The sequence below is a fragment of the Christiangramia qingdaonensis genome, from assembly GCF_048381525.1.
In the GTDB taxonomy this organism is placed as follows: Bacteria; Bacteroidota; Bacteroidia; order Flavobacteriales; family Flavobacteriaceae; genus Christiangramia.
In genome coordinates this window covers 8,927-22,921 of sequence record NZ_JBLWIM010000005.1, presented here as the reverse complement: position 1 = coordinate 22,921, position 13,995 = coordinate 8,927, and the positions used below count along the sequence as shown (strand labels likewise).

Below are 13,995 nucleotides of genomic sequence, written 5' to 3'. Positions count from 1 at the left end.
TTCAGTGGCATCTAATTAATTACCGCCAACGGTTACGGTTATCGCAAGTTGCGGGAGTAGGGACGCGGACTTGTCGGATTAAATATTTTCTTTCCTGGTTTCTAAAATTACACTTTTTTCTACAATACCCGTTATTTGCGATTAACCGATGTTAGGCAATGTTAATTTGTTGTTGCTTGTAAAAGGAACGAAGTATTTTTTTGTCCTTTTCGGAGTAATAGGTTCCATTTAAATTATACTCATTAAGTATAGTTTCTATTTCTTGTATTGCTATACCTTGTAATTTTTCTAACATACCATAATTATCTGAATTTTCTTCGTTTTCAGAGATTTGAACACAATTCATTGAATTAGAATTAAAAATAAATTTCATAAGAACTTTTTCTTCCTCATTGTCTAATTTCAATATTTCCTTTAGATCTGCTTTTAAAAACTTTAAAAATTCTTCTGTTTTAAAATTTTCAAAAACAGCCCCAATATGAATTACTGCTTTGATCCCATCTACAATGCTTTTTAGGTGAAATTCAGCGTGCTTTTCTAATGTTTCGAAAGAGTATTCATCTTGTTGATTTTGGGCTTCTGGAATTAAGTTTTCCTTTTCCCAATTTTTCACATCTTCTGTCCAACTTTCCAAAAGATTCTTCCACTGAGACCAATTATTAGCCTCTATACTTCTCGGGATTACTTCTTCTTCTAAATCTTGTGTAATTTTCTCGTCAGTCCAGCCGAAATTTTGCAAAGCAGTAACATAATTGTTTAAAATAATAGAACCTTTTTGGTTATCCCAATATGAAAATCTATTTCTGCAAATACCTTTTATATAAGCTAATTTCTTTTTTAGCTCTGGCATATTTTTTAAAGCACAAATACCTCCAACTTTATTAAATGCATTTTCCACACTCTCTTTTGTGATTTCGCCTTCTTCATCAAATTTTAAATATTTTTCGTTAGCTACATCAATTGCATCCAGAACATCTTCAATAGAAAACTTTCTAATTAATTTTTCTAAAGTTTTTTTTCCATTTTCATTTAAAGAAAATGGGTGCATAAGAGAGCCCCAATATTCACTTATTATTTCAATTTTGTCACTTTCTAAATTAGTTAATGATTTTTTCCATTCTAACATCAACTCTAATTGCTCTCGTCTTTCTTGCAACTTTTCTAATTGTTTCCTTTGTTTTTTTATAACACTATCATCACTTAGAAGTCTTGCTTTTTTTCCTTGATTGCAGTCAAAGCAACTTGTAATCAAATTAATTAAATCATTGGATCCGCCATTGGCTACTGGATCAATGTGATCTACATTTAGCACGATATCGGGGGCTGATTTACCACAATACTGACATTGAAATTTATCCCTTTTAAAAACTTCGAATCTTACTTTTTTTGAAAGAGATTTTCTTTTAGACATTTAAGAAGAATTATGATTATTAATATTGCCTAACGGTTTCGAATAATCGTCAGTTGTGGTTGAAGGTATTCGGATTTGTCGGCTTAGGTTTTTGTTTGTTGGATTCTAAAAATACTATTTTATTTCAAATGGCCACAATTGCGAATATTCGTTGTTATACACTGGTGCGACAGAGCCGAGTGAGAACCTCAGATAGGCTGCTGTCGGGAATACTCTGACTTTTATGAAAAATCTTGCTGGTTTTGTTACAATTATTGCGTCCGAGTAAGCGTCCGTTTCTTGGTACTAAGCTTCTTTTTGACGAAGTTCTTAGTAGCTAATTTGTTTTTGAGCAGCTAGCAAAAGCTTCTTTACTTATTAAATCTTTCCTGAACAATCTTTTAGAATTTTCAATAGAACCAGGATTTTCTAAGTTCACGAATCACAAAAGATTCTTAGTTGAGAATTATCAATTGAAGCTTTTAAAATTCGAATTTTTCAGATTGGATTCTTATTGTTTTTAGTAGCTAAAATCGTTGCGGAGCACTTGTGTATAACGGTTACGGTTATCGCAAGTTGCGGGAGTAGGGACGCGGACTTGTCGGCTTAGTTGTTTCTTTCCTGGTTTCTAAAATTACACTTTTCCTAAGATACCCGTTATTTGCGATGAACCGATGTTGGCAAACGTTTTATTTGCTGATTATAGTGAGTTAGAAGATAGTAGTGTTTCAAGTTTCGCTTCCAAATCTTTTAAGCTTTTATCTTTCTTGTCTGCACCACCATAGCGGTCAATTATAATTCCGTTTTCATCAATTAAAATGTATGCTGGGATGGCATGCACTTGATATAATACGTTAATAGAGCCTTTCTTTCTGTTTCTGAAATTGCTCTCCCCTTCATAAACGTGGTGCCAATCTAATTTTTCATTTTTTATGTATTCTTTCCAACTGGTTTTATCTTTATCCAATGAAACGCCTATAATTTCCAGACCATTTGAATGGTATTTATCAAAAATTCTCTTTACTTCGGGAATTTCTTTTTTACAAGGTACACACCAACCTGCTCCAAAATCCAATAAAACTATTTTCCCCTTAAATTGATTTAGACTTAAAATATTACCAGCACTATTTTCTGAAGAAAACCCAGGCGCAACATCTCCTGAATCAACGATAGGTATGAAAACATAAGATTCGATTGTCTCTTGAATATCTAAACCATAAATTGACTCTCTTATAATTGGGTCCAGACCAGCATAAAACATCTTAAGTGAATCAATCGGCAGTTCTTCACTATGAAAATTAATCACCTCTGCACTTACATATGAATGTGGATTATTAATAGCATAATTGAGTTGGATATTTTTGACTTCAGCAAATAGTTTTCGCGCCATTTCACTTCCAGTTTCTTTTAATTTAAGTTTTTCATAATAAGGTTTTATTTCTTTAGCTAAGTGCTGATATTCAATTTGGCTTTTAGATCCAGTAATTAACGCATCAGAGAATTGATCTTCCTTAAGGGCTATTTCTACTTCATTTGGTTCTAAAAAAAACCGCAATCGATTAGGATCTTCCATATATACACCCGTTAAATTGCTTGTCAACGAAACCAATTGTGTATGGGCAAGAAAGCCCTGAATAAAGAATGAATTGTCTTCGACCATTAATGTGTCGGAAATGTAAACATCGCTACTGTCAGTATATTCTAAGACAACATATTCTGTGTTAGAACCATCAATTGTACCCTTAATTGTAAAATCTTTACCATTGGTTTTAGATTTCTTACAGGAGATTAAAATTATTACTCCAAGAGTAACTGTAATTAGGCTTTTAATTTTCATTTTGCAGAATTTTGTTTTCTTAAATATTGAACTCAGGGGTTACATTTAAAATGATTGCCAACGGTCTCGATTATCGCAAGTTGGCGGAGTAGGGAACGCGGCTTTGTCGGCTTAGACCTGGTTTGTTGGTGAATTTAATTATTTTCTTTCTAACGGTGCCGTCTATTTGCGATGAATCGTTGTTGGCCACAGTTATTAATCACGCAAATCCATTAAAAGCTAAATTAAAATATGTCAATTTATTTAAATTAACAGTTATTCTAAAATAGCATTTACCTCCATCCATTACTATAATCAATCTATCTTCCGGTATAGGTTTGATATCATCACAAAATAAATTGATCCAAACTATTTTTTCTCCTTTTCTATTAGTCGAGGGAATATATTGCCTACCATATTCGTTTAAATTCACTTTAAAAAGTCCTTGCTTATTTAGATCCTTTGTGTAATCGTATCCGACTGCTTTTTCTAAAATCTTTTCAATTTCATTTAATTCAAAATTATTTAAATCAGATGGATTGGCATCTTCTCCGTGAATAGATTTTACTATTGCTTTATCCTTAATTATGGTATAGTTTGAAGGTGATTGTATCAATTTATATTTTTATTTAATTATCTTCTCTTGCTCCTGTTATTTTATATTCTACTTCTATATAATCCACCCCATCATAATTACCGTCAAGGTATTTAGTCTGATACATTTTTTCAACACCAACAATTTTAGTTTCTCCAGGATCTAATGTTTTAAAAATATCATCATATTCTATTGTTGGGTTTTCCATTATAGGTTTATAACAACCCTCTGAGCTTGGACTTATCCTAAAGGTTTTTTTTGTAGTTTGTATTGTAAATCTAAATTCCTTATTCGTTGATGAGTTTTTTAAGGTTATCAATTTTGAATCTTTAAATTTTAAGAAAGGTTCGCAGCTTGATGCCATATGGAAATCAAATTGTCTCAGAACATCTTCTCCGTATTTTTTCCTTAACTTCATGTTATCCATTCCTTGACCAATAAATTCCCATTTTTCATTCTTACCAAAATCTTTTAGATCAATTTTTCTTTCAATTAATTCTCCAGGAATCGAATTTGAGCAGGAAATTAATAACAAGTTGATAATAATAAGTTTCAGGGTAAGTTTTATTCTCATTTTTTAAATTTATTATTGTTTTAATACTAAAATTTCAAATAATAATTGTGGGCAACGGTCTCGGTTATCGCCAGTTGGCGGAGTAGTGGACGCGGATTTGTCGGCTTAGTATTTTGTTGTTGGTCAAGATAATTATTTTCTTTCTAACGCTGCCGCTTATTGGCGATGAACCGTTGTTATGTGGCGTTTTTTTACTAAAATATTTCTCGTAAAATTAAAGTAATACCTATTAAAATTGAACCTATTCCAGCACCTATTAAATTAAATGTTAATCCTCCTTTTTCATTCTTTTTTAGTCCGAAATAATATTTAAGGATTAATATTCCTGCTACGATAGTTAATATGCCCAGATTAATATCAATCATTTATTTTTAAATTTTTCTTCCAATCATCAAGTCCTACAACATCATCTCTCACTTCTTTTATCCATTTTTTACCATACTGATCTGTCAGATAATCAAAGATTATTTTGTTATAATTTTCTATCAAACTTTGATCTGGTCCGGTGCAGCCATATTCATAAAAGTATATTTTATATTTATCCTCAAATTTTGGATCAGAAGCCATCATAACAGGAGCAATTCCTCCCTGCAGAAGCAAAAATGGATTTCCAGCCATTATATCTTGTTTTGCTAATTTTTTTATTTCTGATTTTTTTGCGAATAACAATTTCGAAGCCCCGCTTGAATTAATTTGTTCATCAGTTAAATTCCCAATTCTTGAATATGAAATTTCTTCTGTTTTTTCCTGAGAAAAAGAAGAAACTGAAATTATTAAAGTCAGAATTAATATTATTTTATTCATTTTATCATTGTGAAAAATGCCATATAACGGTCTCGGTTATAGCCAGTTGGCGGAGTGCGGGACGCGGAATTGTCGGCTTAGTATTGGTTTGTTGGTTAAGTTAATTATTTTCTTTCTAACGGTACCGCTTATTGGCGATTAACCGTTGTTGTCAACTGTTAATTATTCGTTGATACTTATCGGGTTTGGTAATTCAAAAGCAAATTCTCTAATATACATGGTGAGATCGCTGATAGTGTCTTTTCTACCATTATTAGCTGGTAAGGATTTAATTATAGCTCTCCCAGATAAATAATATTCGCCTTTCATCTTCTTTGTTATAAAGAAAATAGGACTTTTCAATGTGTCATTAAAATCATCACGTTCTGCGAAAAAAGAGTCGACTTCTTTCAACACTATCTCACTTGGATTTTTTCTTTTCTTTGTCAACTGAGCGTAAACAGTCATAGTGCCATAATCGTTTTCATTAGGGATTAAACTATCTGGCAATTCGTAATAGTATTCTAATTTTCCAAATATTGAATTCTTGTATATTGTATCAGGGAATATTAGTTTTTTATATTCTCCAATATTTTCATTTGTTACATCATAAATTTCGGATTTGTTATCATGTTTACAAGACAGAATATAAATTGTAAATATGATTAATAAAACATACTTCAGTAAAGTTTTCGAAGAGTTCATAATTTATCGAAAATGTTTTTATTAATAGTTGACAACGGTCTCGGCTATCGCAAGTTGCGGGATTAAGGACGCGGATTTGTCGGCTTAGTAGTTTTATTAATTGTTCTCTAAAATAGACATTTTCACTAAACTGCCCGTTATTTGCGATGAGCCGTTGTTGTGCACAGTATTTAGTGCAGAAGAACTTTTTTAAGTACTAAATCCTTTTCACTTATATATTTACTTATAGAATCATTGTTATTTAATCTCAAGAGTGATTCTCCTAATTTGAAGCTCACTATAGAATCCTTTTGAATATCACTTTCTATCAACACATTATATTTTCCAAAACCGCCCTGAATGTAAGCTAGCCGCCAAGTATTATTTTTTGAGGATAGTAACGTTAGTTTTTGGCGTGGAAGAGAGTCGGAAATAACATCCGTTGCATTAAACGGCTCATTCGGTTCTGCTAATTCAAAGTTGTCATTACTGACTTTAATCAGTGCATTTTGAAGAATATCAGGTATAGAATCCTTCGAGTTATACTCGGTCCAGTTTTGTTCGCTTTGAGATTCTTCATCCATCGCAATATCTCTCTTTTCCGATTTATTGTCGGAGCAGCTGCAAACAAATAAAACAAGCAGTATTAATAATTCTTTTCTCATTTTCCTGGTTTAAATATTGTGCACAACGGTTACGGTTATCGCAAGTTGCGGGAGTAGGGACGCGGACTTGTCGGATTAACTCCTTTGTTTCCTGGTTTCTAAAATTACACTTTTTCGAATAAACCCGTTATTTGCGATGAACCGATGTTGGCACCTGTGTTTTGTAGCGTTTCACTTTTTAGATTTTCCATAACATTGAATAATACTTCTTATTTGATCGAGAATATTCGGCAGATAAGATTGGTCAATTATAAACTCTCCAGTTAATTCATGCCCTAATCCAACTTGATCCATTATTATGAATCGTACCTCAATAATACCTCCGTATTGATTCGTAAAATTTAGTCTAATATTTTCTTCTCTAGGTTCCAAAGATGAATTTGTCAGAAGCGTTTTATACTGTTGTTTTAACTCTTTTTCAAAATTGACGAAATCGTTTATTTGGAGCTTTGTTTTTATAGTGCCTTTAAAAGAGCCAAGATTAAATTCCAATTCAGATTTTAACCAGCTTTTATCCCAATCATTGTCAGCAGAAGGATAAGCTCGTCCGATCACATTAATTCTTATTGAATTTTCATCGTTTTTAATCAGTAGAGAATTGCTTTTATCTTCTTTAGTACTCATTTTCTAACATTGGTGCCAACGGTTTCGAATAATCGTCAGTTGTGGTTGTACGTATTCGGATTTGTCGGCTTAGGTTTTTGTTTGTTGGATTCTAAAAATACTATTTTATTTCAAAAGGCCACAATTGCGAATATTCGTTGTTATACACTGGTGCGACAGAGCCGAGTGAGAACCTCAGATAGGCCGCTGTCGGGAATACTCTTACTTTTATAAAAAATCTTGCTCGTTTTGTCATAATTATTGCGTCCGAGTAAGCGTCCGTTTCTTGGTATTAAGCTTATTATTGATAAAGTTCTTAGTAGCTAATTCGCTTTGAGCAGCTACCAAAAGCTTCTTTCCTTATTTAATTTTTTCCTGAACCATCTTTTAGAATTTTCGATAGAACCAGAATTTTCTAAGTTTACGATTCGCAATAGATTCTTAGTTGGAAACTATCAATTGAAGCTTTTAAAATTCGTATTTTTCAGATTGGATTCTTATTGTTTTTAGTAGCTAAAATCGTTGTGGAGCACTTGTGTATAACGGTCCCGGTTATCGCCAGTTGGCGGAGTAAGGGATGCAGATTTGTCGGCTTAGTATTGGTTTGTTGGTCAAGATAATTATTTTCTTTATAGCGTTACCGCTTATTGGCGATTAACCGTTGTTATGTATTGTGCCATTGCAGAATTATCTTTCTTTAGTAGCTAATTTTTCCAGTACTTTTTCATCCGAAAAATTTATTGTTATAAGTCCGCTTTTTGCCCTAGCTCCGTAAAGAGATTGTGATTTCATGTCGTTTGAAAAGGATATGTTCTCAACGTTATTTTCTGTTAGATGCGAATTGATCAAAGCAACTCTCTCTTTGGATATATTGCTTTCCAATAGTATTGGCTCTGAGTTCTGCGATTTCAAGATATAAAGCGGTCTGTGTTGAGTGGTGCTTTGAAAGCCGTCAGGCAATTGAGTTTCGCCGTGAGCATTGGTCGGAGCATAAAAGATATTAGAATCAGATAGAAGTCTTTCTTGGATTAATTTTATCTGCTGTTCTAAATTTTCAGTCTTAAATTTAGTGTTCCACTGATCATTCTGTTCTTTTGTGTCAATAGATTTAAATTCTTCTTCCTGGCTAAATAAAGGATTGATAAAGAGTAATGCGAGGGCGATAATGAGTTTTTTCATAGTGGGTTTTTCAAGTTTTGGCATAATACATAACGGTCCCGGTTATCGCAAGTTGGCGGAGTAGGGGATGCGGATTTGTCGGCTTAGTATTAGTTTGTTGGTTAATTTAATTATTTTCTTTCTAATGCTGCCGCTTATTGGCGATTAACCGTTGTTATGTGCTGGCTTTATTACAGCTCTGTCTTTTTCACCATCCGAACGGAATTATTTACTTTCTTTTTTCTTTTGTCCACCCATTTAATCTTTATACCTAGACATTTCGATTCCTGAATGTTGAAATTATGAGTTTCTAAATTTGCTATCTCCATAAGGACTTCAATCTCGTCATTTCTGTTGAAGTTTTTTATTTTTAAAACACATTCGTTTTTCTTTCCAGGGTATACATTTCCTTTAGGAATATCTAATCCCCATTTTGATTCTGTTTGAACTTTTGTTATTTCAGCCACTGGTTCAAAACTAAAGGTGATATTAATAGTAGCTAAATCTTGATTGGTGGTGTTCTTAATTTTAAATTCTTTAGAATATAAATTTTCATGTTGTCCTGTAGAAAATACAGCTGGTATTGTGCTTATCACTTCATCATTTGTATGATAACATTTTAATGTTTGTATTCTGTTTCTATAAATATCTACAAAATGTTTTAAGGTAGCTCCTGCTAAACCACCAGATACAAAGGATGCTATATCACTATAATTCATAATTGGGTGGTTTTTTTATTCAAATAAAATATCAAGTTCATCGCCTTTTTCGGCATAAGTGCCAAATCTGGGATGTATGTCATTTTCCCTACATAGCGTTTCAATTTTATTCTTTTCTGTTTTTGGAACTAACAAGTAAAAAGTTCCTCCTAATTTTGAAATAGGTTTAATCTTCTCTAAAATGTAATTAATGTCGCTACCTCTTTTCGGAGGAATAACCTCAATTATAAAGTTCACATCGTTCGTCCCTTTTTTCGTTAGAATTATATCGGGATACAAATGGTCAATTTCGTAAAGTTTCTTAGTTTCAGTATTATAAAACTTATCATGGTTTTCAGTTTTCAATCCTGAAAAAACTTCATTAAAAACTTTTTTATAGATATCTTCTTCTTTCATGTTTTTTTTGTTAAAGCTTGCACATAACGGTCTCGGTTATCGCCAGTTGGCGGAGTGTGGGACGCGGATTTGTCGGCTTAGTGTTGGTTTGTTGGTCAAGTTAATTATTTTCTTTCTAAAGTGCCGCTTATTGGCGATTAACCGTTGTTAGCGGCTGGCGTCATTAATCTCTTCAATCAATCTTTGAATATTCTGTTTGTTTCTTCCCATTGATATAACTGAACTTCGATTATCTGGATCACAGATACTATTTATAAGAATCTTTTTTTTGTCGAACAAAATTGTGATTTGTTCTCCCCAACTACCTGAAAAAAAACCCGGATAAGTTTTTGCAATAATAATTTTATTATTGATTAAACTGGGTTTCCACTCTAATTCTTCAGCAACATTTTCTATTACCAAATCCATTTCTTCTCTAGTTAATCGGTTAGGAATAGTTTTAAATTGTAATTTTCTTTTTTGAAGTTTATAGAATAGAAATGCAAGAATTGGAGGAATGATTAAAAACCAAATCATATCTTCTCTGAAAGGAACATGAGTCTCAAATAAATAGTTTTTAAGATGAATAAAAATGAATACAGCAGGAATTATTAATAGATAGAATACTATTCCATAATGAGTGAACTTCTGCCACTTATCAAGGCTTAATTCACCTGTTTCAATTGAATATTTTATTTGTTCCTTTGTCATTATAGCTTGCCGCTAACGGTCTCGGCTATCGCAAGTTGCGGGAGTAGAGACGTGGATTTGTCGGATTAATTGTTTTCTTTCCTGGTTTCTAAAATTACACTTTTTCGATAATACCCGTTATTTGCGATGAGCCGTTGTTGTGTGCAGTAATGATATCTATTCTAGTTTTAGAGATAAATTATATAATTCTCCATTAAGATGGAATTCAATATTTTCATTAGTATGGTTTTTTATTGTAAGTTCTCCGAAGTCAAATTCCTTATGATGGTTTGGACATAAGAGAAGTATGTTTTCAGGTTTTTCAGGACCTTGTTTATGTTTTGGTCGAATATGGGCAGCTTCTATATATTTTCCTCCATTCCTCTTTTTCACATAGTAACCACATATTTGACATTCAAAATTTCTAAGAATCTTAATAAGTGCAATTATTTTATTGTTTCTCTTGTACTGTCTATGGTTGACAGTAACTTTTTCAGAATCATCATTTTCAGCTTTATCTAATTCATTAAGCAAATCCTTTTTTGTTTTATTCTTTTTTAGATAATCTGAAATTTCCTCTTGCTCTTCTTCATCTTCCCTTGAAAAATCCTCATCTAAATTTAAATTGTCAATGTATCTCTGATATACCTTTCTTAAACCTATTTTAGAATCTCCTTTTTGCTTGATATAATCAATATGCATTTTTAGAGCATTCAAAGATTTAATTAATCTTTCATTGCCATAATCTTCTTGAATAAACTTTAAAAAGCTATCAAAGAGGTCAATATTAAGAGTTCTTGTAAATTTTTCTCCATCTAATAATCTTGGGAATATTTGACCAATTATCATTTGTGCAGAGCCTCTATTAAAGTTCAGTTCTTCTACAAGTTGATTAACACCTTCCGATTTAGAAATTTTTTGTTCATAGACTTCTTTTGAAATATTAAAAATAGTTCTATTGGAATTGGGATTAATCATTTTGTGATTTTAAAAGTTCGAATTTCGTTTTATTATTGCACACAACGGTCCCGGTTATCGCCAGTTGGCGGAGTAAGGGACGCGGATTTGTCGGCTTAGTATTGGTTTGTTGGTCAAGTTAATTATTTTCTTTCTAACGGTGCCGCTTATTGGCGATTAACCGTTGTTACCTGCTGTGGCGACTCATTAATTAACATAATTTCTCGAACTCAAATTTTTGTTACCAAAATTAGGACCTAGCTATAAGTTTGTTCCTATTAGAATTAAAAGTTATAAGATGCAGAATTAATATAATTATCAGAAGTCCGAAACTACTGATATTATCGAACTCGCCATCCCAAAATATTAGTTCTTTCAAAGAGTCAAGAATGAAAACAATAATCCCTGCGCTAATGGAGCCCTTTAATTCTCGTAGCCTTAAATCTGATATTTGCTTGTTTTCATATTTCTCTTTAGAAAAAACTATTATCACAAGGGAAATCAAAATGACTAATTTCAAGATCAAATCAAATCTTGATTGATCAACATTTAGCCATTTAATATAAAAGTCGTTTAACAAAAAAGCTATTAGAGTGGTAATTCCGATGATAAGACCAATTGTTTTATAAAAATTAGGTAAAAGTTTTCCATTCATTTTTACGTATCATTTTATTATTTACTAAAGTATAAGATTTTATAGATTTTACTTCTGGAGACATTGCAGGTAACGGTCTCGGTTATCGCCAGTTGGCGGAGTAGGGGACGCAGATTTGTCGGCTTAGTATTGGTTTGTTGGTCAAGTTAATTATTTTCTTTCTAACGCTGCCGCTTATTGGCGATGAACCGTTGTTGCCCACAGTTTCTATCGATTTGGATCTGGACTAAAAACTTCGTGTCGAAGTGGAAAATCTTGAGTTATAAAATCTATAGCTTTTTTAGCGGACACTTCATTTTTTAAATAGATTACAGAATCTCTTTTATAATGGCTTTTATTCAAAACGAATATTTCAAATGAATTGAATGCTTCGCTTAAATCTGGTTGTGCTACCGAAAAGAATGCTAGTTTTTGACTTTTTTTAAATTTTAAAATTGAAGCAACTGGTTTATCAGTTAGGTCAACTTTACTTTTAAATAATGTAAAACCCTGGAAAAATTTTGCTTTGTAAATTTTATTTTCTTTTTTAATTAATCCTTTTTTTGAAAATGCTAAGGAAATTAAATAGATAAATATCAGTAGTGAAATCATAAATATTAAATATCCTTTCCAATTAAGTTGAATATTTATCATTGCAATTATAAAAAGCAAAGGAATTAAGGATATGCCTAATAATATTATTTTCTGTTGCAGATTAAAACTTTGTTCAAGTGGTAATTTTTCGGATTTCAATTTTGTGTTTTTAAATATTTATAGTTGACCTAAGATGCCTGCAATTACTTCATTAAAGTAATATTTTATTTTATAGGTCAGGGAACTTGTATCTTTCTTTGCTTTGTAATCCTTAATCAGTTTTTCGATTTTCTTCTCAGTCAAATTTCTTGTTTTTGCACAATCTAAAATTTTCTGCTGGGTAGGTGGTAAATATCTATTTAATTTAAATTTTACCAGAACCGCCAATTCTTTATCTGTTAGTTTCGATAATTCAATATTAGTTCTACTCATTTTTGAAATTGTGGGCAACGGTCTCGGCTATCGCAAGTTGCGGGAGTAAGGACGCGGATTTGTCGGATTAGTTATTTTCTTTCTTGGTTTCTAATATTACACTTTTTCCTGAATACCCGTTATTTGCGATGAGCCGTTGTTGTGCGCTGGCATTGCGTTCCCATCATCTTGTCTAAAATTTTTTATGTTTTTTAATTTTGTGATTTAGTTTCTAGCATTTTAGGAACTTGATCGTAATATTCCTGAGTTAAGACTTCTGTCCATTCTGTTGGTTTTTCTCCGCTATAGAATGCTAAATATGTAACATCACATTCTTTAGTAGATGAGTGCCAATGCTCAGTTTCTTTTTCGCATCTAATTACATCTCCCTCTTTTAGAATTATAGGCTTTTTACCCTTTTCTTGATAGTAGGCTTCACCATCTACAATTACTAAAACTTGAACAGAACCGTGTTTGTGCCAATCTAAAGTTGAGTTAGCTTTGAAGGTTGCTTTGGTAATGTTGTAACCTAATTCTTCATCATCGTGAATTAGAGGATTTAACCAAGCTTCTCCAATGTAATGAGTATTGGGTGCCTTAGTTCCTTCTGTCTTATAGGAAGATACTTTATAATCAGAACTTTGGGCAGCTATAAATAATGGAGCGAAAAATATCAGTGTAAGAATTGAATATTTCATAATTGTTTTTTTTATTAATTATTTTCTTAAATCCTTCTTCGTCAATGCTTGCGTACAACGGTTTCGGTTATCGCCAGTTGGCGGAGTAAGGGACGCGGGTTTGTCGGCTTAATATTAGTTTGTTGGTCAAGTTAGTTATTTTCTTTCTAACGCTACCGTCTATTGGCGATTAACCGTTGTTACATACAGGTTTTTATTTCTCTAATCTTGTAATGATGTTCTTGCATTAGAATCAGATCAATTTTATCTTTTTCTACAGATACAATCTGATATATATTTCTTTCAGTTGTATCTTCTATTGTCAGGAAAAGAAAGAAGTTGTTTTTAATTTCTCCGATAAACCAATTACCAACCAATGGTCGGCTTTGATTCCAAATTGTTTCTAACATTTTAATCTTTCCATTCGGATCACTAAGCGGATGAATATTATTTAGAAATTTTGTTTTGATAGAATCGTTTAAAATTCTCCAGCAATCTCCAACAATTAAATTCTCAATTTTCTCTCTTGTAGAATTTATTGGGTAATTAAGATTTAGAGGATGAAATACTGAGTTCGTATTTGAAGCAATTTCAATTTTCAATGAATCTGTTTGATATTGTTTATACTTTGAATTTAGATTAGCAAACTCACTCTCGATAAAACTTTCAT

At 32.0% G+C, this 13,995-nt stretch carries 18 protein-coding genes; all 18 read right to left on the bottom strand.

Going from position 1 to position 13,995, the window contains the following annotated elements:
* Positions 1-151: 151 nt before the first annotated feature.
* Positions 152-1,411, bottom strand: coding sequence for an HNH endonuclease (locus ACNI3T_RS00635; RefSeq protein ID WP_418226166.1), 1,260 nt, complete (start codon positions 1,409-1,411; stop codon positions 152-154).
* Between the two features lie 679 nt (positions 1,412-2,090).
* Complete coding sequence (locus tag ACNI3T_RS00630; RefSeq protein WP_418226165.1) at positions 2,091-3,227, bottom strand: redoxin family protein; 1,137 nt, start codon at positions 3,225-3,227, stop codon at positions 2,091-2,093.
* 199 nt (positions 3,228-3,426) lie between these two features.
* The gene (locus ACNI3T_RS00625) at positions 3,427-3,822 is read right to left on the bottom strand and encodes a hypothetical protein (RefSeq protein WP_418226164.1); all 396 of its coding nucleotides are present in this window, start codon (positions 3,820-3,822) and stop codon (positions 3,427-3,429) included.
* Positions 3,823-3,835: 13 nt separating this feature from the next.
* On the bottom strand, positions 3,836-4,375 hold the full coding sequence (locus ACNI3T_RS00620) for a hypothetical protein (protein ID WP_418226163.1): 540 nt from the start codon (positions 4,373-4,375) through the stop codon (positions 3,836-3,838).
* A 194-nt stretch (positions 4,376-4,569) separates the two neighbouring features.
* Positions 4,570-4,740: a hypothetical protein gene (locus ACNI3T_RS00615; RefSeq protein ID WP_418226162.1), complete on the bottom strand. Its 171-nt coding sequence runs from the start codon at positions 4,738-4,740 to the stop codon at positions 4,570-4,572.
* On the bottom strand, positions 4,733-5,179 hold the full coding sequence (locus ACNI3T_RS00610; RefSeq protein WP_418226161.1) for an FEKKY domain-containing protein: 447 nt from the start codon (positions 5,177-5,179) through the stop codon (positions 4,733-4,735). Before ACNI3T_RS00610 ends, ACNI3T_RS00615 begins: the two co-directional genes overlap by 8 nt.
* 162 nt (positions 5,180-5,341) lie before the next feature.
* Positions 5,342-5,863 (bottom strand): hypothetical protein, encoded by a 522-nt coding sequence (locus ACNI3T_RS00605; protein ID WP_418226160.1) that lies wholly within the window; start codon positions 5,861-5,863, stop codon positions 5,342-5,344.
* 170 nt (positions 5,864-6,033) lie between these two features.
* Entirely contained in the window at positions 6,034-6,507 is a 474-nt protein-coding gene (locus ACNI3T_RS00600) for a hypothetical protein (RefSeq protein WP_418226159.1), read from the bottom strand.
* Between the two features lie 171 nt (positions 6,508-6,678).
* Entirely contained in the window at positions 6,679-7,131 is a 453-nt protein-coding gene (locus ACNI3T_RS00595; RefSeq protein WP_418226158.1) for a WapI family immunity protein, read from the bottom strand.
* A gap of 666 nt (positions 7,132-7,797) precedes the next feature.
* Positions 7,798-8,289, bottom strand: coding sequence for a hypothetical protein (locus ACNI3T_RS00590; protein WP_418226157.1), 492 nt, complete (start codon positions 8,287-8,289; stop codon positions 7,798-7,800).
* Positions 8,290-8,459: 170 nt separating this feature from the next.
* Positions 8,460-8,987, bottom strand: a complete 528-nt coding sequence (locus tag ACNI3T_RS00585) for a hypothetical protein (RefSeq protein WP_418226156.1) — start codon at positions 8,985-8,987, stop codon at positions 8,460-8,462.
* Between the two features lie 15 nt (positions 8,988-9,002).
* On the bottom strand, positions 9,003-9,383 hold the full coding sequence (locus tag ACNI3T_RS00580; protein ID WP_418226155.1) for a hypothetical protein: 381 nt from the start codon (positions 9,381-9,383) through the stop codon (positions 9,003-9,005).
* Positions 9,384-9,530: 147 nt separating this feature from the next.
* Positions 9,531-10,073, bottom strand: a complete 543-nt coding sequence (locus ACNI3T_RS00575; RefSeq protein WP_418226154.1) for a hypothetical protein — start codon at positions 10,071-10,073, stop codon at positions 9,531-9,533.
* A 156-nt stretch (positions 10,074-10,229) separates the two neighbouring features.
* Complete coding sequence (locus tag ACNI3T_RS00570) at positions 10,230-11,030, bottom strand: HNH endonuclease (protein WP_418226153.1); 801 nt, start codon at positions 11,028-11,030, stop codon at positions 10,230-10,232.
* An 841-nt stretch (positions 11,031-11,871) separates the two neighbouring features.
* Positions 11,872-12,396 carry a hypothetical protein gene (locus ACNI3T_RS00565; protein WP_418226152.1) on the bottom strand — a complete coding sequence of 175 codons (525 nt, stop codon included), beginning with the start codon at positions 12,394-12,396 and terminating at the stop codon, positions 11,872-11,874.
* A gap of 18 nt (positions 12,397-12,414) precedes the next feature.
* Positions 12,415-12,669, bottom strand: a complete 255-nt coding sequence (locus ACNI3T_RS00560) for a hypothetical protein (protein WP_418226151.1) — start codon at positions 12,667-12,669, stop codon at positions 12,415-12,417.
* Between the two features lie 191 nt (positions 12,670-12,860).
* Positions 12,861-13,346, bottom strand: coding sequence for a cupin domain-containing protein (locus tag ACNI3T_RS00555; RefSeq protein ID WP_229337263.1), 486 nt, complete (start codon positions 13,344-13,346; stop codon positions 12,861-12,863).
* Positions 13,347-13,525: 179 nt separating this feature from the next.
* A partial coding sequence (locus ACNI3T_RS00550) for a hypothetical protein (RefSeq protein WP_418226150.1) occupies positions 13,526-13,995 on the bottom strand: 470 nt, incomplete at its 5' end.

What these genes read in the sequence shown, in the direction of transcription:
- ACNI3T_RS00635 (WP_418226166.1), bottom strand. Translation starts at nt 1,411, where the DNA reads ATGTCTAAAAGAAAATCTCTTTCAAAAAAAGTAAGATTCGAAGTTTTT.
- ACNI3T_RS00630 (WP_418226165.1), bottom strand. Translation starts at nt 3,227, where the DNA reads ATGAAAATTAAAAGCCTAATTACAGTTACTCTTGGAGTAATAATTTTA.
- ACNI3T_RS00620 (WP_418226163.1), bottom strand. Translation starts at nt 4,375, where the DNA reads ATGAGAATAAAACTTACCCTGAAACTTATTATTATCAACTTGTTATTA.
- ACNI3T_RS00615 (WP_418226162.1), bottom strand. Translation starts at nt 4,740, where the DNA reads ATGATTGATATTAATCTGGGCATATTAACTATCGTAGCAGGAATATTA.
- ACNI3T_RS00610 (WP_418226161.1), bottom strand. Translation starts at nt 5,179, where the DNA reads ATGAATAAAATAATATTAATTCTGACTTTAATAATTTCAGTTTCTTCT.
- ACNI3T_RS00605 (WP_418226160.1), bottom strand. Translation starts at nt 5,863, where the DNA reads ATGAACTCTTCGAAAACTTTACTGAAGTATGTTTTATTAATCATATTT.
- ACNI3T_RS00600 (WP_418226159.1), bottom strand. Translation starts at nt 6,507, where the DNA reads ATGAGAAAAGAATTATTAATACTGCTTGTTTTATTTGTTTGCAGCTGC.
- ACNI3T_RS00595 (WP_418226158.1), bottom strand. Translation starts at nt 7,131, where the DNA reads ATGAGTACTAAAGAAGATAAAAGCAATTCTCTACTGATTAAAAACGAT.
- ACNI3T_RS00590 (WP_418226157.1), bottom strand. Translation starts at nt 8,289, where the DNA reads ATGAAAAAACTCATTATCGCCCTCGCATTACTCTTTATCAATCCTTTA.
- ACNI3T_RS00585 (WP_418226156.1), bottom strand. Translation starts at nt 8,987, where the DNA reads ATGAATTATAGTGATATAGCATCCTTTGTATCTGGTGGTTTAGCAGGA.
- ACNI3T_RS00580 (WP_418226155.1), bottom strand. Translation starts at nt 9,383, where the DNA reads ATGAAAGAAGAAGATATCTATAAAAAAGTTTTTAATGAAGTTTTTTCA.
- ACNI3T_RS00575 (WP_418226154.1), bottom strand. Translation starts at nt 10,073, where the DNA reads ATGACAAAGGAACAAATAAAATATTCAATTGAAACAGGTGAATTAAGC.
- ACNI3T_RS00570 (WP_418226153.1), bottom strand. Translation starts at nt 11,030, where the DNA reads ATGATTAATCCCAATTCCAATAGAACTATTTTTAATATTTCAAAAGAA.
- ACNI3T_RS00560 (WP_418226151.1), bottom strand. Translation starts at nt 12,669, where the DNA reads ATGAGTAGAACTAATATTGAATTATCGAAACTAACAGATAAAGAATTG.
- ACNI3T_RS00555 (WP_229337263.1), bottom strand. Translation starts at nt 13,346, where the DNA reads ATGAAATATTCAATTCTTACACTGATATTTTTCGCTCCATTATTTATA.